The 24,114-nt window shown below is 62.5% G+C and carries 23 protein-coding genes; 7 read left to right on the top strand and 16 right to left on the bottom strand.

The features are described 5' to 3' along the window. The first annotated feature begins 97 nt into the window (after nt 1-97). Nucleotides 98-1,708, top strand: coding sequence for a Na+/H+ antiporter (locus NK8_RS17955; protein ID WP_213230331.1), 1,611 nt, complete (start codon nt 98-100; stop codon nt 1,706-1,708). Nucleotides 1,709-1,715: 7 nt separating this feature from the next. Here NK8_RS17955 and NK8_RS17950 read toward each other — a convergent pair whose 3' ends face one another. Beyond that, nucleotides 1,716-3,164 (bottom strand): hypothetical protein, encoded by a 1,449-nt coding sequence (locus NK8_RS17950; protein ID WP_213230330.1) that lies wholly within the window; start codon nt 3,162-3,164, stop codon nt 1,716-1,718. Nucleotides 3,165-3,741: 577 nt separating this feature from the next. Here NK8_RS17950 and NK8_RS17945 point away from each other — a divergent pair. After that, nucleotides 3,742-3,957, top strand: a complete 216-nt coding sequence (locus NK8_RS17945) for a hypothetical protein (protein ID WP_213230329.1) — start codon at nt 3,742-3,744, stop codon at nt 3,955-3,957. A 224-nt stretch (nt 3,958-4,181) separates the two neighbouring features. Here the strand turns inward: NK8_RS17945 and NK8_RS17940 are convergent, their stop codons facing one another. After that, a complete protein-coding gene (locus NK8_RS17940; RefSeq protein WP_213230328.1) occupies nt 4,182-4,823 on the bottom strand; it encodes a hypothetical protein in 642 nt (213 codons plus the stop codon). 181 nt (nt 4,824-5,004) lie between these two features. Further along, entirely contained in the window at nt 5,005-5,451 is a 447-nt protein-coding gene (locus tag NK8_RS17935; RefSeq protein ID WP_213230327.1) for a hypothetical protein, read from the bottom strand. A 449-nt stretch (nt 5,452-5,900) separates the two neighbouring features. Here NK8_RS17935 and NK8_RS17930 point away from each other — a divergent pair, with 449 nt between their 5' ends. Further along, nucleotides 5,901-6,230, top strand: a complete 330-nt coding sequence (locus NK8_RS17930) for a hypothetical protein (RefSeq protein ID WP_213230325.1) — start codon at nt 5,901-5,903, stop codon at nt 6,228-6,230. A gap of 292 nt (nt 6,231-6,522) precedes the next feature. On the opposite strand, the gene NK8_RS17925 is transcribed toward NK8_RS17930, so the two are convergent. Together NK8_RS17925 and NK8_RS17920 are read right to left on the bottom strand one after the other, a co-directional pair. After that, entirely contained in the window at nt 6,523-6,765 is a 243-nt protein-coding gene (locus tag NK8_RS17925; protein WP_213230323.1) for a hypothetical protein, read from the bottom strand. Nucleotides 6,766-7,061: 296 nt separating this feature from the next. Continuing rightward, nucleotides 7,062-7,850 (bottom strand): TerC family protein, encoded by a 789-nt coding sequence (locus NK8_RS17920; protein ID WP_213230321.1) that lies wholly within the window; start codon nt 7,848-7,850, stop codon nt 7,062-7,064. A 143-nt stretch (nt 7,851-7,993) separates the two neighbouring features. Between NK8_RS17920 and NK8_RS17915 the strand changes: the two genes are divergently transcribed. Continuing rightward, nucleotides 7,994-8,875, top strand: coding sequence for a LysR family transcriptional regulator (locus NK8_RS17915; protein ID WP_162067433.1), 882 nt, complete (start codon nt 7,994-7,996; stop codon nt 8,873-8,875). Nucleotides 8,876-8,970: 95 nt separating this feature from the next. Continuing rightward, nucleotides 8,971-9,381, top strand: coding sequence for an HPF/RaiA family ribosome-associated protein (locus NK8_RS17910; RefSeq protein ID WP_162067432.1), 411 nt, complete (start codon nt 8,971-8,973; stop codon nt 9,379-9,381). A gap of 36 nt (nt 9,382-9,417) precedes the next feature. Here the strand turns inward: NK8_RS17910 and NK8_RS17905 are convergent, their stop codons facing one another. The 3 genes from NK8_RS17905 to NK8_RS17895 form a co-directional block, all read right to left on the bottom strand. Further along, complete coding sequence (locus tag NK8_RS17905; protein WP_225936329.1) at nt 9,418-10,743, bottom strand: hypothetical protein; 1,326 nt, start codon at nt 10,741-10,743, stop codon at nt 9,418-9,420. Between the two features lie 245 nt (nt 10,744-10,988). Then, nucleotides 10,989-11,408, bottom strand: a complete 420-nt coding sequence (locus tag NK8_RS17900; protein ID WP_225936328.1) for a DUF3574 domain-containing protein — start codon at nt 11,406-11,408, stop codon at nt 10,989-10,991. A 45-nt stretch (nt 11,409-11,453) separates the two neighbouring features. Then, nucleotides 11,454-11,693, bottom strand: coding sequence for a hypothetical protein (locus tag NK8_RS17895; RefSeq protein WP_213230318.1), 240 nt, complete (start codon nt 11,691-11,693; stop codon nt 11,454-11,456). 268 nt (nt 11,694-11,961) lie between these two features. On the opposite strand from NK8_RS17895, the gene NK8_RS17890 reads away from it, so the two are divergent. Beyond that, nucleotides 11,962-12,966 (top strand): hypothetical protein, encoded by a 1,005-nt coding sequence (locus tag NK8_RS17890; protein WP_213230317.1) that lies wholly within the window; start codon nt 11,962-11,964, stop codon nt 12,964-12,966. A 1-nt stretch (nt 12,967) separates the two neighbouring features. Here NK8_RS17890 and NK8_RS17885 read toward each other — a convergent pair whose 3' ends face one another. The 8 genes from NK8_RS17885 to NK8_RS17850 form a co-directional block, all read right to left on the bottom strand. Continuing rightward, nucleotides 12,968-15,349, bottom strand: coding sequence for a DNA polymerase II (locus NK8_RS17885; RefSeq protein ID WP_225936327.1), 2,382 nt, complete (start codon nt 15,347-15,349; stop codon nt 12,968-12,970). Between the two features lie 176 nt (nt 15,350-15,525). Further along, complete coding sequence (gene flhC / locus NK8_RS17880) at nt 15,526-16,188, bottom strand: flagellar transcriptional regulator FlhC (RefSeq protein WP_061174763.1); 663 nt, start codon at nt 16,186-16,188, stop codon at nt 15,526-15,528. A gap of 25 nt (nt 16,189-16,213) precedes the next feature. Continuing rightward, nucleotides 16,214-16,531 carry a flagellar transcriptional regulator FlhD gene (gene flhD / locus NK8_RS17875; protein WP_014250878.1) on the bottom strand — a complete coding sequence of 106 codons (318 nt, stop codon included), beginning with the start codon at nt 16,529-16,531 and terminating at the stop codon, nt 16,214-16,216. A gap of 530 nt (nt 16,532-17,061) precedes the next feature. Continuing rightward, nucleotides 17,062-18,141, bottom strand: coding sequence for a purine nucleoside permease (locus NK8_RS17870; RefSeq protein ID WP_213230316.1), 1,080 nt, complete (start codon nt 18,139-18,141; stop codon nt 17,062-17,064). 92 nt (nt 18,142-18,233) lie between these two features. Then, complete coding sequence (locus NK8_RS17865; protein WP_213230315.1) at nt 18,234-20,783, bottom strand: mechanosensitive ion channel family protein; 2,550 nt, start codon at nt 20,781-20,783, stop codon at nt 18,234-18,236. A gap of 136 nt (nt 20,784-20,919) precedes the next feature. After that, nucleotides 20,920-21,846, bottom strand: a complete 927-nt coding sequence (locus tag NK8_RS17860; RefSeq protein WP_213230314.1) for a cation diffusion facilitator family transporter — start codon at nt 21,844-21,846, stop codon at nt 20,920-20,922. A 16-nt stretch (nt 21,847-21,862) separates the two neighbouring features. Continuing rightward, nucleotides 21,863-22,909, bottom strand: a complete 1,047-nt coding sequence (selD, locus tag NK8_RS17855; protein WP_213230313.1) for a selenide, water dikinase SelD — start codon at nt 22,907-22,909, stop codon at nt 21,863-21,865. A 33-nt stretch (nt 22,910-22,942) separates the two neighbouring features. Then, on the bottom strand, nt 22,943-23,503 hold the full coding sequence (locus NK8_RS17850) for a putative glycolipid-binding domain-containing protein (protein WP_213230311.1): 561 nt from the start codon (nt 23,501-23,503) through the stop codon (nt 22,943-22,945). Between the two features lie 183 nt (nt 23,504-23,686). Between NK8_RS17850 and NK8_RS17845 the strand changes: the two genes are divergently transcribed. After that, entirely contained in the window at nt 23,687-24,109 is a 423-nt protein-coding gene (locus NK8_RS17845) for a hypothetical protein (RefSeq protein WP_213230309.1), read from the top strand. Nucleotides 24,110-24,114: the final 5 nt, after the last annotated feature.

Below are 24,114 nucleotides of genomic sequence, written 5' to 3'. Positions count from 1 at the left end.
GCCCGGCCCCCGCGCCGATGGTAGCAGCGCGATGCGCGCCGCCTGCGTGGGACGCCGCGCATTGCGACACAGGAACTCATCACCAAAAGGACAATTCATGCACGCCGCCACGGCATTCAATCTGGTGCTCGTCTCGCTGATCGCGATCATCGCGCTCGAAGTGCTCGCGAGGCGCTTGCGGCTGCCGCCCGCAGCCGCGCTGCTCGTCGGCGGCGTCGCGATGGCCTTCGTGCCGGGCCTGCCGCATCTCGAACTCGACCCGGAGCTCGTGCTCGTCGTGTTTCTGCCGCCGCTTCTGATGTACGGCGCGTACTTCTTCGTCTGGGACGATTTCAAGCGCAACCTGAGCGGCATCCTGCTGCTCGCGATCGGCGCGGTGGCGTTCACGACCTTCGTCGTCGGCGTCGCGGTGCATCTCGTCGTGCCCGCGCTGCCGTGGGCCGCGTGCTTTGCGCTCGGCGCGGTCGTGTCGCCGCCCGACGCCGTCGCCGCAAAGGCCGTGCTCGAACGCGTCGCGCTGCCGCGCCGTCTGATGGTGCTGCTCGAAGGCGAAAGCCTGCTCAACGATGCAGCCGGCCTCGTGCTGTTTCGCTTCGCGCTCGTGGCGGCGATGAGCGGCGTGTTCAGCGCGCCGCGCGCCGTCGCGAGTTTCGCGGGGCTGGCCATCGGCGGGATCGTCGTCGGGATCGTGGCGGGGTTCATCGCCGTGAAGCTCATGCGCGCGCTCGAAGACGATTACCTCGTCATCACCGTATCGATGCTCACGTCGTGGGTCAGCTATATCGCGGGCGAGGAGTTGGGCGTGTCGAGCGTCATAGCGACCGTCACGTGCGGGATGGTCGTCGGCTGGCATCAGCACGAAGTGTTCACGGCGGCGCAACGCATGCGCGGCACGGCGTTCTGGCAGGTCGTCGTGTTCGTGCTGGAAGCGCTCGTGTTCGTGCTGATCGGGCTGTCGTTGCGCGGCATCGCGCTGCGGCTAGGCGGCGTCGGCGATGCATTCGCGCTGCTCGGGCCCGCGACCGTCGCGGTGATCGCCGTCGTGATCGCGTCGCGCTTCGTGTGGGTATTCGGTGTCGAGGCGCTGAAGTGGATCGCGTGGCGCGTGACCGGCCGCAAGCGTGCGAGCGGCGAAGCAGCCGGCGCGGCCGGGCCCGACTGGCGCGCGGCGACCGTCGTGAGCTGGGCCGGCATGCGCGGCGTGGTGACGCTCGCGGTCGCGCTGTCCTTGCCCGAAGCGATGCCCGGCCGCGATCTCATCGTGTTCGCCGGCTTCGCGGTGATTCTCGTCACGGTGCTGTTGCAAGGCGCGACCATCGGCCCGCTGATCGCGTGGCTTGGGTTGACGCGCGGGCACGAGCGCTCGTCGCGGCATCTCAGCGAGCCGCAGGCGTGGGCGCGCATGGAGACGGCGCAACTGGCCGCGATTCAGCCGCTCGTGCACGACGCCGACGGCAACGTGATCCATCCTCGATTGCTGGAGCAGTACACGTATCGCGCGGGGCTCACCAGGCGCTTCGAGGACATGGAGACGTTTCCGACGGACGCGCGCCACGCGCATTACGACGTCGTGCTCGCCGCGATCGCGGCCGGGCGCGCAGAGTTGCTTCGCATGCACCGCGCCGGACAGATTCACGACGAGCTTCTGCATTCGCTGGAGCACGATCTCGATCTTCAGGAGATCATCGCGCTCCATTCGCGCGGTTGAGCGTGGTTCAGGCTTCCGCTGGCGGCGTCTCGTCGGAGGATTCGTCGCACCGCATCCACGCATAGGCGGTGACGCTCGGGCGCGCGTTGTTCCTCAGGCGAATGCGCCACTCGCCCGCCGCCGCGCGACGCATGCCGCTGCGCGCCGCGGTCGGTGCGAGCGCGATGAGAATCATATGCCCGTCGCCGCGCGCGCCACGGCCGAGGTGCACCACGGTGCAGATCGTTTCGCCGCCGCGCGTGTAAGCGCCGACGTCGCCGAGCGTGAACCACCCGCTCTGCGTCCCGCCGGGCGGCACGATCTGCACGTCGACGCTGGGCGCGGTGGCGTCGCTTGCGAACCAGATTTCCGCGAGGCTCGGCGATGAAGACTGCGCACGCACCGGCCAGCATAACTCCGATATCGTGTGCTCCGCGATCTTCAGCGCGCCACGGCAGCGCGACATGTCGACGTTGCCCGTGGGCAGCACGACAGAGCACGCGCCTGTGTCCATCAATTCGTCGAGCGCGCTTTCGATGAGCGAACTGCCATCCTGCCGCCATGCGGCATTGCCCGCGCTAACGCTGACGAGCGCGTGACACGCCGCGCCGCCGATCTCCTGCGCGCGCTGCACGATATAGCGGACCGCATCGAGCAGTTCGGCGTCGAGACAGGGACCGAAGGCGTGGCGCATCGTGCGGCAGCATCTCTTGAGTTGCACGCCGATCATCGGCAAGGGCGCGTGCTCGTGCGTGTCATGATCGTCGTGATCGCTGCCTGCGAAACTGTAGACGCGCGCACCGCCCGATGCTTGCGCTGTCTCGGCGGACAGCCGCGCATCGCTCAGCAGCGCGTCCATCTGATGTTTGAGCAGTTCGCTTCCGTAGCCGAGATCGGCGGCGGTATCGGCGGGATCGTTCTGATTCCAGAAGCAGAGAAAGCGCGTGCGCGCGCCGCTTGCGTCCTCCGCAAAACGCCGGTGCGTGAACGCGAGATCGTCGTCGCACAGGCCGACGACGGCGTTGCCGAGTCGCGCGTGCATCGGCGCGTGATCGACCTGTGCACGGTCCATGTGCGCGTCGGCATGCGACGTGATCGCGAGTGCTTCCGTGAAGCGCTCGAATCTGCCGGCGAGATCGGTGGACAGGCGCGCGTAGAATTCGCGCGTCACATGCACGGTGCAGAAGCGCGTCGCTTCGAGCGCGGGCGGCGGGTCGCGATATAGCGCCGACATCCAGATCCAGTCCTGCCAGCCGTTGCGTTCGATCGTCTGTGCAAATTGCCGCGCCGTGTCGCCGCCCTGCTTCATCTCGATGGCGATCGGAATACGGTCGGCCGGGATGCCGCCGAGGTCGCGATACTGCGTCGCGTTGGCCCACACGATGTATGGATCGATCCGCTCGATGGCCGCGAGCGCTTGCGGCGCGACGCGCTCGAAACCATCGCCTGCCGTGCCGATCTCCCAATGCGGGCTCATTCTTCCCTCCTGTCGCCGAGGTTGCGAGGGAGCGAGTCCACGGTCAAAGTCCAGACCAATCGGACGCAGGCTCTTCTGTTTATTCCGACGACGATTGATTGCGGTGACCGCGGCGCGCAACCTTTCCTCTGCGGATGTTTCGGGAACCGAAAGGATTGAGCGGTTGCTATCGCATAACGTAGTCACTTACCGGGGGATACGCAAGGCGAATTCGTGTTTGAAAGCGTGGCGGCTTTCGTCAGTTTCTTCAACGCGATAGCGCGCGCGTCCCCCGGCTTGTCCACAGGGTTGATCACAGAAACTGTGGACATCTCGGTTGCTGAACCGCCGCTCAGGCTGCGTGATTGACCCCGCGTGCGCCGTGCTGATCGACGGGCTGGGAAGTCTTATGTCTATAAGAAGCTGCGCGCGACGAGTACCGCTGGCGTGGCCTACGCGGACGAACCGGAGAAAGGCTGCACCTCACACGTGGTCGAGGCGTTCCAGTATCTGTGTACCCACGTCGCCCGCGTGGCCGTCGATGATGAGGGTGACACGGTGGCGTGCCGAGGCGGCTCAGGCAACGGAGGGTGGTGTGATGAGTGACGATATTCTGGAGAATCTTTGCGATACATTCAGATTCGGCTACCGAATTGGTCAGAACTTCCACAAAAACACCGTACCGGCGAACGATTCCGTCGATGCAGCGAGGGAGGCGATGACGAGTGCCGCCGTGACGAAAGCGTACAGTGATTTTTTTAACGTTTGCATGATGTGCTTCTTGATGACGATTCACAGGATTACGAACGTCTGAGTGCAGACTAGCGAGTAGCTTGTTTCTGCGTCGAGGCGAAGAAGCCTAAAGATGCTTGCATCTTAGCGGTCGACGATGAGGGACGAGCGTGGCGTGGCTGAGAGGATGAGGAAGAAGCAGGTTCTGTGAGCCAGTCGAGCTTCGGTGTTGCTTTCCGGAAACCGATAACGCTGATTTCCTCCGGATACTCAGTATCCGGAGTCTGCTCACGGGATATTGCGGGATTACGCGCTAACGGTTCCCTGTATGTCTACTGCCTGAACTGTTACGATTCGCTGATCCTTATCGCCAGTAGCACCCGAAATTCTAAAGTTGCCGTGCGGGTTGATCGTGCTCTTGAACTGGGCGGGCGAACTCGGTGCCCGATATTCCGACGATGCAGCAAGGCCCACCCAGAAACGCCACGCCTTTCCATCCATACAGTACTTGTCGTTAGCATCCCCAGGGTCCGCCAAAACCACCTCTGCGAGCCTCAGCGGTGGAAGCGCTCCATAGAGTTTTTGCACACATGTTTGATAGTCTGTCGGGTCAGCCGTACTACCGTCCCGTTGTATGCCGACCCAGTAATAAAGACCTGTATATGTTGTGGGAAACGCTTGCGCTATAAGCGACGGTGCTCCGCTGGCAAACGTGACGTTAATGGTCGCATCCTTGACCTGCGTGGAGGTCGTTTTCGCTTGCAGTGCTTGACCATCGTTTCCTGTGTTGCATTCCGACTTCACAGTTTGGCTTGAAGTTGCTTGTTGCCGATAAGAGTCTAGACTTTCGAATCCCGCGGAAGGCGGTGTCATGCCTGAAACCTTGAAATCTTCCGCGAACGACAGATTGATCGCATAATTCGCGCTGAACATGCATTCAGTAGCCATATCAGAACTCCTAATGAAATGAACAAGTAGATGACCGTTGGGGACACTTGAGTGGTGTCGAGCTTTAGGTTGGTTAGTGAAGGCGAGTCGTATGAAGCGATTCGTTCAGTGATGAAAAATTCCGAAGCACACTTCAGCGCAGCGTGGTATTAGGACTCTCCTCGATGACGACCAGCAACTTTTATTGCGGATAGATCGCTCCGTTCGCCTTCACATCGCCGACCTGCACCAGTCGCTCGTCGATGTCCCCTGACGCGCCCGAGATTCGAAAGATTCCGTGTGCATTTAGCTTACTTTCGAATGAGACCGGTGACGTCGGCTGCACAAACGTCGGGCCGATATAAAATGTGACGAAGAAGCTCCACGTCGCGCCACTCATGCACGTCTTGTCATCGGAGTCGCCAGGATCTGCTAACTCGACCTCGCCGTTGTTAGGCGGAATGTAGCCCCCGATCCAGTGGCATGCGTCGCTTTCGATTTTTACCGCATAAAATAAACCGCGATAAGTCGTTTCGAAAAGCATCGCCTGATGCGTCGAATCTACGTCAATGTAGTTATTAAAATCCGTGATGACGGAATCAGCACGCGCTTTGAGTGCCTGTCCGTCCTGCCCTGCATTGCATTGCATTCAGACTGGACCGTAGAAGTCGGGGAGGAACTGAACACGCCTCCTACTTGACTGAAGCCGCTCGCGGGCGTGGGCTTCGCCGTCATGTTCAGATCGACGGGAGGGTTGAGGTTGATAGAGTAATTTTTGCTGAACATGCACTCGGTTGGCATTTTAGCTATCCTATGAAATGAACAAATGAATTACCGACGGGGAACGCCCGAATGGGTCACGTCAAATCCCTTTCGGGTAATCATATGAATACCGCAAGCAATCTGTAATATCAAAAGAGGATTTCTACTAAATCTGTATTTCGGAATTTTTTTAGTTGTATTACGTTTCAATCCTGCATCAACGATCAAACAATGAAATGATTTTGTGGGATATGTGGAACAGTCCAGGGCATTCTGCTGGGATTGACCAGCATTCCGTTTGCTGGCATTAGCCGTCCATGTGCCTGTGGTGGCGATATGTCCACACTCACGCACGCATCAACGAAACGCGGTCCTGGTCGTCCGCCGGGTTCCGCGAACAAACGCGCGCAAGACCGTCGCGCTTCGGCCCGCTCCGAGGCCGGCGAGGCCACCCCCACCGACCCCAAGATGCTCGATCCGGTAGCCCTGCTCGTGCGCGCCCGCTCCGACCGCGCCCGCCGCTGGCGCGCGACCGACCGTATAGGTGCGGTCACGGTCGATGAAGCGCCGAACAACTCCTACCGCCAGTACCACGGCATCCTCGATCCGTGCGACGCCCAGCTCGTCGCGGACTCCGGCATCGATATTCACGTCAGTCTCACCTAGCACAAAAACGACGTACTGGTCGCGTGGATGCGCGTCCTGTTTCAGGGCAGCGCCGACGCGCCCACCCTGGTCGAACCCACGCCATCCCCGACCTCTCGCAGCTCGGCAAGACGGTCGTCATGGCGCAGATGAAGGCGGCGTTCTTCAGCGACCAGTCGATGGTCAGCCGGGATACGAAGGCTCGAAGCGCGTTTTCTTCCATCGCGCGATGCTTAAACAGCCATCGGCCTGTATGTCGAATGAATAGGCTGGCAACAAGGGCAGATCGATACTCGACGGACGAACGGTTTTCTTAGCGCCCTGTATCAGAAGGATTTTTCACAGCGACGCCTTCCAGGCGCTCAATGGCGGCTTCAAGGGCGGCGATACTGAGTAGTGTGGTCATACTTTTGACGCGAAAAAGATGAAGTCCGTAGCTTTTCGCGTCAGAAACATGGCGGCCACCCTTGGTTCGCAAATGGCCGTCAACGATTAGCCACTTGCCATTCTCGAAGCGAACGAGGATCGGCGGCACTTCGAACTTTTGTGCGAACACCTGTGCGAATGCCTCGATCTGTTCGTTTTCCCTCGGATGGGTCGGCTTCTGCGTGGCGTCGGGGCTTTCGATTCCTGCGGCTTCCCGGTACTCGTCGGCGTAGTCTTTTTCTTCTGATTATTGGTCGTGGTCGTGGTCGTGGTGAGAGGGGTGCTCACATAACAAACTCCATGAACATTAAGGCTGTGGCACTAAACATACCTTAGCTCTAAGCCAGCGCAACTGAGGTATGCAACTGCAACCGTGCTTGTGCACAGAAACTGTGGATAAGCGAAGCGCGCACGCCGGCTCGAGGGTCAGCCGGAAACGCCATCGAGGCGCGCGCGGCTTTGAGTTTGCATATCCCTTTCGCGCTTGCCCTTGCCGCGACGCGCGAGCAGGTTCAACCCTTCGACGAATCCGGCAAAACCCATCGCCGCATAGATGTAGCCCTTCGGTACGTGAGTTCCGAAACCTTCGGCGATCAGCGTCATCGCGATCACGAGCAGGAACGAGAGCGCCAGCGTGACGACCGTCGGATTACGTTCGATGAAGCGCGAGAGCGGCTGCGCGGCGAAGAGCATCGTCGCGACGGCGAAGATGACGGCGATGTACATGATCGGCAGATGCTCGGTCATGCCGACCGCCGTGATGATGCTGTCGACCGAGAACACGAGGTCGAGCAGCAGGATCTGGCCGATCGCGGACCACGCCGTGATGCTGACGACGCTCGACGCGATACCCGGCGCATCGTCGTGATCCTTTCTGAGGTGATGATGCATTTCCTTGGTCGCCTTCCAGACGAGGAACAGGCCGCCCGCGAGCAGAATGAGATCGCGCCACGAGAAAGCGTGATCGAAAAGCGAGAACACCGGCGCGGTCAATTGCGTGATCCACGCGACCGTGCCGAGCAGCGCGAGCCGCATGACGAGCGCGAGCAGGATGCCGATACGCTGGGTACGCGCGCGTTGTGCGACGGGCAGTTTGTTGCTGAGAATGGAAATGAAGACGAGATTGTCGATGCCGAGCACGACTTCCGTCACGATCAGCGTGACGAGTGCGGCCCATACGGCGGGATCGACGGCAAGCGAAAGGAGATATTCCATGAGCAGGGAGAGTTTTGATTGACTGGATGTATCGCGCCATCATCGGCCGATCTCTCGTCCGGAAAAATCAGCGATAATCGAAGCCATGCTTCGGTTTTTTCGAAGTAACCCGTTTTGCGAAAGAAGGCGAAGACGAGGTACACATGCTCAACTATCGGCATCTGCATTACTTCTGGGTAGTCGTTAAGGAAGGCGGCTTCGCGCGCGCGGCGGAACGGCTCGACATGGCCGTGCAGACCATCAGCGCGCAAGTGCGCGAACTGGAAAAAGCGCTCGGTCATCAACTGCTCAAACCCGCGGGACGCGGCGTCACGATGACCGAAGCGGGACAGGCGGCATTCGCGCGCGCCGAGGAAATCTTTCAGATCGGCCAGCTGATTCAGGACGAAGTGCGCGAAGCGGCGAGCGGCACGCTCGCGCGTCTCGCGGTGGGGCTGTCGGACGGCATCTCCAAGCTTGCAGCGCATGCGCTGCTCGCGCCGGTGCTCGGCAATCCGTCGCTGCGCCTGCTCTGTCACGAAGGCGAAACCGATGAACTGCTCGGCGAGCTGGCGCTGCATCGGCTCGATCTGGTGCTGGCGAGCCACGCCGCGCCGCACAATCAGAATCTGCGTCTCACGAGCGAGCGGCTGATCGCGTCGCCGGTGGATTGGTACGGACCCGCTTCCCTCGTGCGCAAGAGCGCCATCGACCAGTTCCCGCGCAGTCTCGCATCGTTGCCCATGCTGCTGCCGACGGGCCATTCGTCGCTGCGCGCGCGGCTAGATCGCTGGCTGGAGACGCAAGGCATCGCGCCGCGTATCGTCGGCGAATTCGAGGACAGCGCGCTGATGGCCGTGTTCGGCGCGCGCGGCCTCGGCGTGTTTCCGCTCGCGGAATTCGGCGCGGGCGATGTGCCGCTGTTACGCGGCCTACGCTGGCTCGGCCGCTCGCCCGAGGTGAAGGAGGAAGTGCATGCGATCGTATCGCGGCGCGGGCGGCATCATCCGTTGACGCAGCAGCTTCTCGCGGTGGCTCATGACTGAACTTCGGTTTTTCCGAACTTGTTGTTCCGTCGGTTCTGCTTTTTCGCACCTCACGGACGCCTTACTCTGAATCCACGTTCAACAAGGAGGCGTCAATGAAAGTCCTGTTCAAGTCCCGCGACCCCGAAGCCATTGCGATGCACGAACTCGCGAAGGCGCGCAGCGAATTCGTGTTTCGCCGCCTCGCGTGGCTGATCTCGAAGGCGACTGTCAGCCTGTCCGACATCAACGGGCCGCGCGGCGGCGTCGACAAGCGCTGTCAGGTTGAGGTGCAGCTGAATCGGGACAACAAGGTCGTGGCGACGTCGATTGCGCGCGACTGGCGCGGGGCGATCGATCTCGCGCTCGCTCGCGCCGTGCGCTCACTGGTGCGCAGGCGTCAGAACGTCAAGCCGACGCGCCGGGTGCGTGCGCGCGGATTTGCCTGGAATCTCGCCGAGGAGCCGGCGTTGCAGGAAGTCGTCGATCCGCGCGTGCGCGTCATGAGAAAGATGGCCGGCGCGTAAGCGGCGTGCGCGTGGCCTTCGACGGCCACGCGAATATCACGCGGTCGCGCGGATCAGGATTTGCGTGCGTGGCACGGCGCCGAATGCCGGGCGCGGCACGTCCCGTTCGATGGCTTCGAAGCCGCCGTCGGGCACGGTATCCATCGACATATACAGCGTCCGCATTTCGGTGCTCAGGCCGTGAAAGTGGCACAGGAACGTGTTTTGGTCCGCGTAGTACCACGGCGTGTTCAGTTCCCTGAAGCTCACGAGTTCGGCCGAGTCCATCTCGGGACACAGACCGTGCGCGATCAGTTGCTCCATGAAGATGTACTGATCGCCCTGATTCGAGAACGTGTAACTGACGTCCTCGATTTCTCTCACCTTCGCGAGTATGGCGTCGAGCACGCGCGCGTTCGTTTCGGTGTTGCGGAAACCCATCACGCCCGAGTTGAGACGCCAGCCGCAGATATCCGCGGTCAGCACGCGTTCGCGCCCTTCGGTGAACGTCTCGAGCCTCACCGACTGGTTCATCGCGATGATGTCCGCGTCCATCCAGAAGACCCATTCGTGCTGCGGCAGATATTTGCGGAGCAGGAACGGCTTGGCCCAGTTGCCGCAGGCGTCGCGTCCGAAATCCGGCGGCACGTCGCGATGCACGTAAAGCGTATAGCCGTTGCGCTCGCAATAGGCGCGCATGCTCGCTTCCCCGAAGCGGGCATAGCTCGCGATATTCGGCGTATAAAGCATCACGACCGCGATGGATTGCCCCGGCTGATAGACCGAAAGCGGCTCGTTCGAATCGCTCGATAGCGGCGCCTCGCCCCCGAAAATGCGCAGCTCGCCGGCTGCATGGCATGCGTTGACATGGCGCGCGAACACCGCGCGCCACTGCGGGCCGTACTTGCTATAGAGACGCGGCGTGTAGATGAGCGAAACTGCGGTGATTTCCCTGTTGCGAAGTTCCGGATGCTGGCCCGACCACATCGATGCGATCGGCACCACGCCGTTCAGATCATCCCAATCGGGCACCGTGGGCAGGTCCTCGAGCAAGGCTTCCTCGGTGACGAATTGGCCGTATTCGTAGTACTGGCGGCAGCGCGCGGCGAGGCCCCGCGCGATGCGACGGTTCTCTTCGGTGCTTCTCAGCACGAACATTTCGCTGTTGACGCCGAAATGACCTTTGGTCAGCAGCACGTCGCGGCCGGCCATGATCTGCTCGAAGTCGTGAAAGCGAATGAACAGCGCGTTTTCCGTGGCGAAGATGACGAGCTCGCCCTCTTGCGCTTCCCGCAGCATGTCGCTCACCAGTTGATACTTGTAGAGCGTGCGGAGTTCGATCGAATCGACGCAGCTCGACATCGGCTGAAAGCGATGTTTCACCTGAGTGCGCCGGCAATATTCCACATGGTTGTCGAGTGACGATGTCGCGTTGCGATTAGAGAAACAGCTAATCAGAGTAACCATGGCAGTTCAGGAATCGAGAGACCGAATTCGAAATACAAGGAGAACGCGGGCGACCCGCCCGCATCAAGCGTCCGAGCATATACGGCCCGTTCCGCAGATTTGTAAATTATTGAGTCAAACGGGGCGAGCGACGCTAGGAATCCGCCGATTCTCTTGATTTTCTAGAAGGACGCGCACACCGCGTGTCTCACGCGCATCGTCGACTCCTGGTCGAAGCGCGTCCGATAGCGCTCGCGGATGTCGCCGACGGCCGTTTCGCTGGTTTGATCGTCGGGATGCACGAGGTTCAGCACGTAGGTGGCTTCGCGCACGATGGCGCCATCGGCCGTGCGCCACTGTCCATATGCCTGCCAGACGGTGAAACCTTGCGCGAAACGCTTCGTGACTTCGACGCGCAGGAAGTCGTCCCATTCCTCGCGCGTGACGTCGCCCTTCGCGCGCCCGGTGCCGAAGTAGAGGCGTTCGTCGACGACGCGCTGCTCTCCCGGCGCGCACGTCTCTTTGGCCGGCGTCGCGCAAGCGGGGACGATCGCGGCGAGCGCGAGCAGCGAAATGGTTCGATATCCGAACATCGTCATCATGCAGCAGGTGCGGAAAACGATGTTATCGCAAACCCGCCGATGACTTCAGCCCGACACCGCGACCTGCGGTCCGCGCGCGGCCATACGGCCGTCGAGTTCCGACTTGCCGCATTCGATCGCGAAGTTCGCGGCGGCCTGCGCAGTCGGAAACGCGCGAAACGGTCCGATCGCACGGCGCAGGCCGCCCGGCCGCTCGATCAGCAGCGTCGCGACAAATTCACCGGCCGTGTGCCGGACGATGACCGAAAGCTCACAGCCTCGATATTCGATAGGAGTGGAGTCCACCGCTGACCTCGCTTGCTTGAATGCATTGTCATGCAGTCAATCTACGCAAGGTCCGCGAAGCGCGTAACCCCGCGTGTGAGTGGCTGCGAACGCAGGCGAAACGAAAGTCTCGGTCGTTGGCGGCCAGGACGTCTCGCAAACGTTTCACTTTCACGGTCGATCGTCGAAATGAGATCCGTTTCGTGCAGCATTTTTCTTTAGCCGTTATCCTGCGACGAACACGCCCCGACGAACGATGCAGGAAGTTTCCGCGATCCGACCTCACGCGATGACATACTCCAAAAAAGCACGACATTGCCGAACCGCCGCCTGGGTGATCGCATGCGCCGCGCTCGGCATGGTCAGCAAGGCGTCTCACGCTCAGGAATTTTCCCTTCTCACCGGCCCGCTCAAAAGCAGCAGTCAGAACACGTACTCCTGGGAAGTCAACTATCGCGAAGGGCTCGGCCGTTACGCCGCCTGGAGTTTTTCGTGGCTGAACGAAGGCCATATTCCCGATCATCACCGCGACGGGCAGGCCTTCCAGCTCTGGGGCAGACTGCCGCTCCGGGACGACCGGCTGGAACTGTCGGCGGGTGCGGGGCCGTACCGCTATTTCGACACGAGTCAGGCGCAGGCGGGCGGCAACTATTCGAACACGCACGGCTGGGGTGGCATGTTCACGCTGCGCGCGGCGTATTACTTCGACAACCGCTGGATCGCGGAGATGAAGCTCAATCGCGTGCAGGCTTTCGGCGGCCCGGACACGACCGCGTTGCTGTTCGGCATCGGCTATCAGTTGGACGCGCCCGAGGGCCGCGGACCGCGCGCGCGCGCCGTGCCGCGCACGACGAACGTCACGAACAACGAAGTCACCGTGATGCTCGGCACGACGATCCTGAACAGCCCCGATTCTGAAACGAATCTGGCGGAGAGCATCGAGTATCGGCGCGGGCTGTGGCATTACGTCGATTTCACCGCGTCGTATCTGCATGAAGGCGGACACGTGCAGTCGCGTCGTGATGGTGTCGCTGCGCAGATCTGGGCGACGCGGGCGTTCTTCGATGACAGGCTCACGCTCGGCGTCGGGGCTGGGCCGTATCTGTCGATCACGCAGAACGACGACCTGCCGCAGAATCGCACCGGCGATGGTCGATTTTCGGGGCTGGTATCGGTGTCGGCGAGTTATCGGTTTGCGAGTCGATGGCTCGCGCGGGTGACATGGAATCGCATGGTCACGCGGTATGACCGGGACGCGGATATCATCGAGGCGGGGTTTGGTTTTCGCTTCTGACTCAGAACAGCTCCTTCTGCCCTGACATCAACGCGATGAAGTCATCGCGCAGAAACGGCAGGATGCCATCAGCAACCGGCTGAAGCTGCTTGCTCACATAATGCTCGTAGTCGATCGCCGCCTGACGCGCCTCCACCGGCTCGGGACCGGCGACGGTCATCACATAGCTGATCCAGCCGCCATTCTGATATTGCAGCGGACGCCCGGCGCGCGCGTTGTATTCATCCGCGATGCGCGCGGCGCGAACATGTGGCGGCACGTTGCGCTGATAATCGCCGAGCGTGCGGCGCAAGCGCTTGCGATACACCAGCAATTCATCCATCTCGCCACGTCGCGTCCGCCCGACGTAATCGCGCACGAAGTCTTCATACGCCCGGCCCTTGAACACGCGCATGTAAAGCTCCTGCTGGAAGCGCTGCGCGAGCGGCGTCCAGTCGGTCCGCACGGTCTCGAGACCCTTGTAGATGATTTCCTCGCTGCCGTCCGCGCGCGCGGTCAGCCCCGCGTAGCGCTTCTTGCTGCCTTCTTCCGTGCCGCGGATCGTCGGCATGAGGAAGCGTTTGAAGTGCGTCTCGAATTGCAGTTCGAGCGCGCTGTCGAGGCCGAACGTCTCGCGCAAATGGTCGCGCCAGTATTCGTTCACATGCGCGACCAGCGCTCGCCCGATCCGCGCCGCGTCCTCTTCGTCGCGCGCGCGCCGCAGCCAGACGAAGGTCGAATCCGTATCGCCATAGATGACGCTGTAGCCGCGCGCCTCGATCAACTCGCGCGTGCGATGCATGATCTCGTGACCGCGCATCGTGATCGACGAAGCGAGACGCGGATCGAAGAAACGGCAGCCGCTCGACCCGAGCACGCCGTAAAACGAGTTCATGATGATCTTGAGCGCCTGCGACAGCGGCTTGTTGCGCTGGCGTTTCGCAGCCTCGCGCCCTTCCCACACCTGCGCGACGATCGCCGGCAGGCAATGCGTGTCGCGTGAGAAGCGCGCGCCGCGAAAACCGGGCACGGTGGCGGCGTCATCGGGCATGGCCATGCCTTGCGCGAGCCCGGCCGGATCGATCAGAAACGTGCGGATGATCGACGGATACAGGCTCTTGTAATCCAGCACGAGCACGGAATCGTAGAGGCCGGGGCGCGAGTCCATCACGAAACCGCCGGGACTCGCTTCCTCGGGCACGTCGCCGAGATTCGGCGCGACGTAGCCCAGCCGATGCATCCGCGGCATGTACAGATGCGTGAACGCCGCGACCGAGCCGCCGCTGCGATCGGCCTGCAAACCGGTCACGGTCGCGCGTTCGAGCAGAAACGGCAGCAACTCCGTTTTCTCGAAGACCTTCGTGACCAGTTCGCAATCGTTCAGGTTGTAACGCGCGAGCGCGGGCTTGTCCTCCTGAAAGCGGCGCTCGATTTCGTCCATGCGCGCGTACGGACTGTCGATCGCCTTGCCCTCCCCCAGCAGCGACTGCGCGACATATTCCAGACTGAACGACGGAAAATTCCACGTCGCCGAACGCAGCGCCTCGATGCCGTCGATGACGAGCCTGCCCGCGATCGACACAAAGAAGTGATTGCGCTTCATGCCGTGCTCGCGCCATTCGACCGCGCTGCCGTCGCGGCCCAGCGCGAGCGGCACACCGTGGTCGTCGGCGTGTCGCTGAAGGATGCGCAAGTCGAATTGCACGACGTTCCAGCCGATGATCGCGTCCGGATCGTACTGCGCGATCCATGCGTTGAAACGGTGCAGCATGTCGGCGCGGGTTTCGCAATAATCGAGCGCAAAATTGGTTTGCGCGGCATCGCCATTCGGCGGACCGAGCATATAAACCTGACGCGCGCCGCAGCCTTCTAGCGCGATCGAGTAAAGATCGCCCTTCACGCTCGTTTCGATATCGAGCGACACGACTCTCAGCGACGGCCGGTAATCCGGCGCGGGCTTCAACTCACTGGAAACGTCGCGCCCCGCGCCTTCGAACAGGACCGGCGCCGTGATGAAGCGTTCCATCAGATAGCGCTCGTGCGGACGGATATCGGCTTCAAAGACATTGACGCCCGCGCCGCGCAGATTCTTTTCGAGCGCGAGCAACTGGCGATACTGCGGGCAATAGAGTCCGAGCACCGGCTTCTGACGAAAATCCCTGAGCGGCAATTCGCGTAAATAAGCGTCCCGCACGCCGGCCACGACCGGCTCGGCCTTCGCGCGATCCTCCGCACGGATGAACGCGACGCTCGTCTGCAAGCCGATGCGGATTTTCCTCGGGCCGTCGTCGGTGGCGAGCCAGAAATCGACCTCCGCACCGGCCGCGGTGTCGCGCCAGTGACGAGTCAGCAGAAAACCCTGTTGTGCGGAAGCCAAGCCGATACCTTCGAGAGCGCGTGCCATCGACGTATTTTACTTGGCGGCAAAACAAAACAGCCCGGCTCGCCAATCGGCGCCGGGCTGCGGCATTCATAAAAGGATTCGGGAAAAAGACAAGCGAAGTAAAACGCGGTAGCGGCAAGCCGGTCGCCCACCATCCTTGCGGACGGTCCCCGGAGAACGGCCGCCGCCGCTACCGCCTAAGCAGCCTGTGCGACCAGGCCTGCCCGTTGCGGCTGTAACGCCGCTACGTTACCGAGTACCGTGTGCTCCGCATGCTCCGGCACTTCGTTCTTCGACATCACCACCTCCAGAGCGGCTTCTTGACTGGCCTGTTTCGCGGCCGCCGCTTTCTTGGTCTTCCCCGCGCGTGACGGCGGCTGGCAGGCCCCGCACACCACGTTGTTCTGCAAATCATGTTTGTGTGCGACAAACTTCCCGGTGCAGCGGCAGCACGGCGTCATCTGCAGCATGCCCGCGTCGAAGAAGCGCACAAGAGTCCAGGCCCGCGTAAGGTCGAGTACCGCCTCGGCGCCGCTATGATTGCAGTGCTCGAGATACAGCCGATACCCTTTGGTCAACGCATCGAGATGCGAACAGCCAGCTTCGTTCTTCAGGAACGTATAGGTGTTATAGAAAAGCGATGCGTGGATATTGGCCAGCCACGTCATGTACCAGTCGGCCGAGAACGGCAGCATGCCCTTCGGCGGCGATACACCCTTCACTTCGCGATACAGACGGATCATGCGGTCGCGCGAGAGCGTCAGTTCGCTCTCCAGCACTTGCATGCGCGCGCCGAGCTCGATCAGCGCGATGGCGCGGAATACTTCCTGGGCGTCTTCAGTGAGGCTCTTCTTCAGCATGGCTCGCTCCGTCACCTTGGTCACCTTAAGCGAACTGTTCGGCCGGCTGGCCAGCCAGCAGGATTGCCGCGTGCGTCGGCGCGATGTCCGCATTCTTGGCGGGTTGCGTCAAGGCCGACAGCATCGTGTGATCGTTGAAGCGGAAAGCGCAAAGCAGGTTATCCGACGACGCGAGCTTGACGACCTGTGCGAGCGTCAGCCCCGACAGCAGATCGGCGAGTTCCGCCGAAAGACCGAGCCGGAACATGCCGATGGCGCGGTCCTCGCGCAACAGACGCTGCGCGAGCATGATGTACGACAAGTTGATTTCCCGGATCGATTCCAGCGTTTCGCGACCGTTCATGGTTGCAACTTCCAGTAAATCCCCGAATTTCCCGCCGGCTTTTTGCCGATATCTTTTTTGTGCCTCACCGGGCTTGTCCTGCCCCGGCTACGTACTGCGTAATCTTTGTTTCAGTGAGTTACATCTTGTAACAACCACCGTGAGACGAATTCTAAGTACGGTCTAAATCCAAAGCAAGAGCATCTCAATAATATTTTGTTGCAAACAACACTTTGGATCGGTAATTTTTTCGGTCTGTCGAATTCGGTCGCTTTTGCCATGCGATTTCTATTCTTCTGATGTTTTACGCGGCAAATCGGCGCGGCTTTGTTTTGATCGTAGTAATCGCGTGCCGCCAGCAATAACGGGGGATTGCGCGATCCGGTTGACACCCCGGACCGCTATTTTTGAGATGATTCATCAGACGAGAAATAGCCAAAAACAGCCATCTTGACCGCCTTTACCGATAGACGATCGATGAGGTAATAATTTCTTATGGCTTGTTACGTCGATGTTACGGGCTTTGTTACCCGAGTTTGTAACGTGGCTTGTTACCTTTGCGGTACGCCCTTTCGCCAGGCGTCCCAATGTGTAACAACATCCTGTACGAATGGATTACCGGCCCTGTACAGGTTTTCGATGGCCGGCGTGAAGCCGCCCTGCGCCGCGTAGTTCAAAAGATTGTCGGCTGCGGATTGACCCTTGTAAGGACGGTCGAAATCCGAGCCCGCACGCAACACGGCCACCCGCGACACATCCACCCGTTGCACGCTCGCCGCGCGCTTGAGCGCCTCGTAGGTCGCGTTATCCTCCTGCTGCGTCGTGCAATAGACGCCGCGGCCATCCGTCAGGAGCCGCGTCCACGCGCGCGCCCGCTCGCCGATGTATTTACCCGACCACCACGTATCGCCCGCGAGCGTGTCGCACTGGATCACGCGCGGCGGCCGGTTCGCCGGCGCGTAATTGAACTTCGCGCGCGCGGCCCTGGCCTCGGCGCTGTCGGAGAGCGCGACGTTGCACGAGAGCGCGAAAGCCGTGTCGGCGAGTGTCGCGTTCAGCGCGAACATCTCCGTGCGATAGTCGGGCGCCGGTTTCTCGTTGGGCCCTTTCGTGTTGATGCCGGTGAATCCGCTCGGCCAGCGAGCGGGCTTTTCGCGGGCGTCGAGCTCCCATTGCGGACCGAAATCGACGAGATACTTCGCCCATGCCGCCGAGCCGACCGTGCCCTGCGCCGGATCGATGCCCGCGATCCCGGCGATCAGGAAGTACGTGCCGCGCAAGTCGAAACGGTCGGAGAACGCGAGCGCCATCGTCGAAGCGGCCGCGTTGGTGTGGCCCATGCCCGTCGTGACGACGCACACGTCGTCGCGGTTGCAATGCACCTCGGGATAATCGGGCGACAGGCCGGCCACCTTGACCGCGTCCCACGGGCCGAGCCTGTCGAGCCAGGGTTTGGCCTCGGGCGCGAACATCGTGACGATCATGACCTTGACCGCACGCGCCCCGCCCGCGCTGTCGGACGATGGCGGCGCGGAGGCGCATCCGGCGAAACCCGCCGCGACGGTCATCGCGACGACGGCGTTCCCGAGTTTCTTCGTTGTCTTGTTCGATTGCGATGCGGCGACTGTCATGGCAGGCGTGACCTCGTGAACGTTCGACCTTCGAAAGAAGATCGCGCCCGTCGACAGTACGAGGGGCGCGATCAGGCCGAACGATTATAGGATCACGACCCGCCTTGCGAGGCCCGTGGCGGCGGCGCATTCGAGGCGACGTTCGCCGAACCCGCCGCCTCGTTCGTCGGATGCTGCGCGGCCTTCGACGGCTCGCCGCGCTGATCCGCGCCGGCTTCGTCCGCATCCGGCACGGGCGCCTGATCGCCGCCGTTCACGATCACGAAATTGCGCTGCGGATTCGCGATCTCGATGCCGCGCGCCGTGAACTCGTTGAGAATGCGCCGGTTGAACTCGCGCTGCACCGGCCAGCGCGCGCTGTCGCGGCATTGAATCTGGCCGGCGAGCGTGACGGTCGAGCCATCGACGGCATCGACGCCCCAGAAGCTGAAGTCGGAGAGAATGCCGTCGCGGAACGCTTCGTCATTGCGCAACGCCGCGCCGATTTCCTTCAGCGTGGAGATCGCGAGATCGACATCCTGGCCGAGCGCGATCGACACGCGCACCGCAGCGTTGCCGATGCCGCGATTCGTGTTGTTCACCGTCGACACCGAGCTGAACGGCACCGTGTAGAGCGAGCCGTCGCCGCCGCGCAGGCGCACCGTGCGGATCGACAGATATTCGACCGTGCCCGAGACGCCCGCGAGCGTCACCCAGTCGCCGACCTGCATCGCGTTTTCCATCAACAGGAAAATGCCGGTGATGAGATCCTGCACGAGCTTCTGCGAGCCGAAGCCGAGCGCCACGCCGAAGATGCTCGCGCTCGCGAGCAAAGGCGCGGTGTTCACGCCGATCTCCGAGAGCCCCGTCAGGACGACGACCATCGCGATCACGATGAACAGGCCGGTGCGCATCATCGGCAGCAGCGTGCGCAGGCGCGCGGCGCGCACACGCTCGCCGCTCGCGGTCCATTGCTCGAGCCGCTGCTCGACCGCGATGTTGGCCGCCTCCCACACGAGCACGGCGAACAGGGCGGCGAACACGATCGTGACGAGCGCCGACGCGAGCCGGTTGCCGACCCCGCCCGACGTGAAGAAATGCACGATGTCGATGTGCCATACCTGCAGGAGCGCGATCACCGTGACGACCGAAATGAGCGCCTGCACGACACGCCGCAACACCGGGTAATAGCGATACGCGCGGCGGCGCAGGATCGACTGGCCGGCGAAATCGTCCTCGTCTTCGCGATGGAACAGGCGCCCGAGCGCGCCGAACGCGACGATCGCCACCACGCGCGCGGCGACGAGCACGAGCAGCGACAGCCCGCCCAGATGAAAGAGCGTCCGGTAGCCGTTCTGCACGTCGAGCGCCCACACGAACCAGAGCGCGAGCACGAAGAAGATCGCGACGCCCGCCCAGACATCGGCCACCCAGTTGCCGAAGAGCCTGAAGGAACGGTTCGCCCGCGAGCCGCCGCGAATGCGCTCGGCCACCGGCGTGCGGCATTCGAAGATCATGTACGCGATCATCACATGCACGACCAGCAGCACGGCCTTCGTAATCGCGATGCGCGCGTCTCCGGACAACCCGAGCGGCTCGGCCGCGTTGGCGAGCGCGAGGCCCGCGCCCGCGACGCACACGATGCGGTACACCCAGCGATGCGTGTACGTCGCGTAGACATCGCGCATCTGGATGAGACGCAGGCCGGGCGCACGCGGCGCGACGAAGAAGCCGCTCACGATGACGATCGCGCGGCACACGAGATAAACGTCGATGAGCGAGCCCGCGACGTGCGCTTCGAGCGTGTTGTCGTCGATGAAAACCGACATCAGCAGCGTGACGGCAGCGATGAACACGACCAGCGGAACGAGCGACAGCAAGCCGTACAGCAGCGCGCTCGGCAGGCGTTGCAGCAGCGTCCAGTGACGCGCCGCATGACGCTGACCGCGCGCACTGTCGACATTGCGTTCGGCGAGATGCAGCGCGGTTTCGTCGCCGCTTCGCTCGGCGGCGTCTTCCGCGCGCTCGGCGGCGCGTTGCTGGCGCACGAGGTCCGGGTCCTGCTCCTCCGCATCGGCGACGCCCCGCGCCGCGATCCGCGCGCGTGGCCGCCTGAGCAGCCGCGAGCACAGGAATTCGAGCAGCAGCGCGGGTAACAGCGACGCCAGCACGGTCCATGCGACGTGCCCGATGAGCGCGCGTCCGCCATCGGTCGATGTGCGGTCGCGCCACCATGACGTCACCGAGCCGAAATCGAGCAGCGCGACGGTCGAATGCCGCAGTCCTCCGCCGATCTGCACGAGCCAGTGCCCCGCCTGCCGCGACAATTGCGATGCGAGACCGTTCGCGGTCAGCGAATGCGCGAGCACGCTGGACGCGCCCGATGCGGGCGTCGCGGCCGCCGTCGATGCGGACTGCGGCGCGCTCGCGGGCGCGGCCAGCGCGCCGGCTGCCGCAATGGCGCGCAGCGTGTCCGCGACCTGCGAGCGGCGCGCTGGATCGTTGAGCACCGAGAGGGCGTCGCGCGCCTGTTGCGGCGTCAGCGCGACGGCTGGCTGCGACGCGTGCTGCGCGGCATCGGCTGCGGCGAAGCAGGACTGCGAAAGGATAGGTAAGACGCTCGACACGACGACGAGCAGCACAGCAAGGAGCAATTTGCGCATATGTCGGATGAAGATCACGAAATGTCAGGGACTCGATGCGGACGACGCGCACGCCATATGCTAGCGCGATGCCGACAGCGCGGCAGAAACGGTCCCGGTAGCACGTGGCGCGCCTGCTCTGTGTGCGCTGTGTGAATCAGAGCGTCGCCGGTTGATCGCGATCGCGCGCAATATCGGGTTCGAAAAACACCCAGCGCACTTGCGGAAACGCACGCTGCAGATCTTCTTCGATGACGTTGATCGCATCGATCATCGCGCGTCCGCTGGCGTAGTCGATCATCTCGGCCTGCACCGCGACGACCACGTGTTTGCCCCATTGCAGCGTGATGAGGCTGATGATGCGCGTGATCTCGGGACGCGCATTCAAGTGTGCATCGATTGCCTTGCGCACTTCGGGACTCGCGGATTCGCCGACGATCATCGACTTCACTTCACGCGCGACGAGATACGCGACGACCATCAACAGCACGCCCACGCCGATCGAACCCGCGGCATCGTAGGCCGGATTGCCGGTGAGCATCGTCATGAGCACAGCCGCGAACGCGATCGCGAGACCGAGCAGCGCGGCGACATCCTCGCCCGCGACGACCAGCAGTTCCGACTCACGCGTTTCGCGGAACCATCGCCATAAGGTCTTGTTCGGCGCGCCCTTGCGAATCTCGCGGATCGCGCCCGCGAGCGAGAACGCCTCCAGCACGACCGACACGCCGAGAATCACGAGCGCGACGAGCGGATTCGACAACGGTTCGTGATGCAGCAGCCGATGCGCGCCTTCATAAACCGAGAACGCTCCGCCGACGAAGAACAGCAGGAGCGCGACGATCAGCGCATAGAAATAGATCTCGCGCCCCGAGCCGAGCGGATGCAGCGCGTTGGCGGGCTGCTGCGCGCGCTTCAGGCCGAACAGTAGCAGCAACTGATTGCCGCAATCGGCGGTGGAATGGATGGCTTCGGCGAACATCGCGCCGGAACCGGTATAAGCCGCCGCACCGAACTTGCAGACGGCAATGCCGAAGTTCGCGGCGAGCGCGTAGAAAATGGCTTTCGGGGATTCTTCCTTCATGCGCTTTTATCTTCGCTCAGATCACGTCGACGCGGCTCGGGCCATCCATCATCTCGCCGATGACCGCCGCATCGTCGAAGCCGTCGGCGCGGAAGATCGCGAGCACGTCGTTCACGGCTTGCGGCGCGCACGATACGAGCAGGCCGCCCGATGTTTGCGGATCGGTGAGCAAGGCGCGGGCCTCGTCGCCTTCGATGTTCAACGAGATATCGTTGCCATACGCGGCCCAGTTACGTCCCGATGCGCCCGTGTAGATGCCCGCGCTGACGAACTCGCGCACCTGCGGCAGCCACGGCAGGTCCGCATAGCGGATGCGCGCCGTCAGCTTCGCGCCGCGCGCGAGTTCGAGCGTGTGGCCGAGCAGACCGAAGCCGGTGACATCGGTGAGCGCGTGCACGGCGTCCAGTTGCGCGAGTTCCGCGCCGGGCCGGTTGAGCTTGGTCGTCGCGTCGATCATCGCTTTGTAACCCGCCGCGTCGAGCTTGTCCTTCTTCAGCGCCGCCGACAGCACGCCGACGCCGAGCGGCTTGCCGAGCACGAGCACATCGCCCGCGCGCGCGGCGGCGTTGCGCTTCACGCGCGACGGATGCACGATGCCGAGCGCCGCGAGCCCGTAGATCGGCTCGACGGAATCGATCGAATGGCCGCCCGCCACCGGAATGCCCGCTTGCGCGCACACCGCTTCCCCGCCCTTCAGAATCTGCGCGATCACTTCATGCGGCAGCACGTTGATCGGCATGCCGACGAGCGCGAGCGCGAGTATCGGCTTGCCGCCCATCGCGTAGACATCGGAGAGCGCGTTGGTCGCGGCGATGCGGCCGAAGTCGAACGGATCGTCGACGATCGGCATGAAGAAGTCCGTCGTCGCGACGATTGCCTGTTCGTCGTTGAGTTGGTAGACGGCGGCGTCGTCGGCGGTGTCGTTGCCGACGAGAAGATTCGGAAACGCGGGCAGCGGCGTCGCGCGTTTGAGCAGATCGGCGAGCACGCCGGGCGCGATCTTGCAGCCGCAGCCGCCGCCGTGGGAAAGGCTCGTGAGACGGGGGGAAGTCGTATCGTTCATCGTTTGAAAGTCAGTTTGAGGCGTTAGAGTAGCTCACACGACGCGCTTGTACAGGCCCGGATAGTCGAGCACGAGGCCGCTTTCGTCGACGGTGATGTCCGCCGTGAAGCCCGTATCGAGCCCTTCGTAACGATAGCGATGATTCAGCTCGATGCACGTGTACGCCTGTTCGACCGCGCTCACGCTGAGTTCCGGCACGCGCACGTAGACGACGCGAATCACGCGCCGCTCGCCGCGCTCGAGTTGCAGCCGGCGGATTGGCAACGTGTTGGTGAAAGGCGTCGCGGTGATGTCCACGTCGATGCAGCCGCGCAGCAGCTCCTGCGGCTCGCCGTTCGCATCGCTCCATGCGTGGGCGTCGCCGTTGTCGCCATCTCTTCGATGCAGATCGAGCGTCGCGCCGCCCGCGAGCTTCAGCGCGAGACGCGTGACCTGCCAGCGCGCATCGCACTCGATCCGATACACGAGGCCGAAGGGATGCGACTCGTCTTCGCCCACGACCGCGCTTTCTGTCACGACGCCATCGCGCGTCTCGTTCAGAACGAGATGCTCGAGCCCCGTGCCGTCCTGTTGCGACCATCGCACCGCTTTCATCGCGCACCTCGTCGAAGTGTGTTCATCCGCATCAAAGGATACAACGCGGCGCGCAATGCTTTCGATCGGCATTCGAAATGCGCTATTCGCTCGACGTCACAAAACTTCACACGGTATACTTCGCGCCATTCCTGCGCAGGCGTCCGTGTCTGCCCGAACGCCCCTTTTGCCATCGCCCATCGCATGAAGAACACTCTTGCTCCCGCCTTGTTTGCGCTCGCGCTGTCGGCGTCGATGTTTCAGCTCGCTCAGGCGCAGGAAACGCCGGAACTGCCCGAGGATTACGCGTATCTGACCAGGCTCCACGTGCCGGAGGCCGTCGCGCAATGCGTCGCGGCATTCGATCGCTGGGTGGAAGACGCGCCGAAGTACGACACGCTCATCGTGCCCGACCGGCGCGTGCTCTCCGCGAAGATCGACGACGATACTCCGATCTTTAGTGTCGGCAATCCGATTCCTGTCGATCAGGTCATCGTGATGCGCGCGTTCGCGAAGGCGCGCGGCAAGGCGCAGTGGACGCGCGTGGACAGTCGCTGCGGCGTGCGAGATGGTCGCGTGGTCGGTGTTTCGCTCACGCCGAATATGAAGCCCAGGATCGTGCGTTGATGCTT

Source organism: Caballeronia sp. NK8 (assembly GCF_018408855.1).
In the GTDB taxonomy this organism is placed as follows: Bacteria; Pseudomonadota; Gammaproteobacteria; order Burkholderiales; family Burkholderiaceae; genus Caballeronia.
This window is presented reverse-complemented; position numbering and strand designations above follow the sequence as displayed.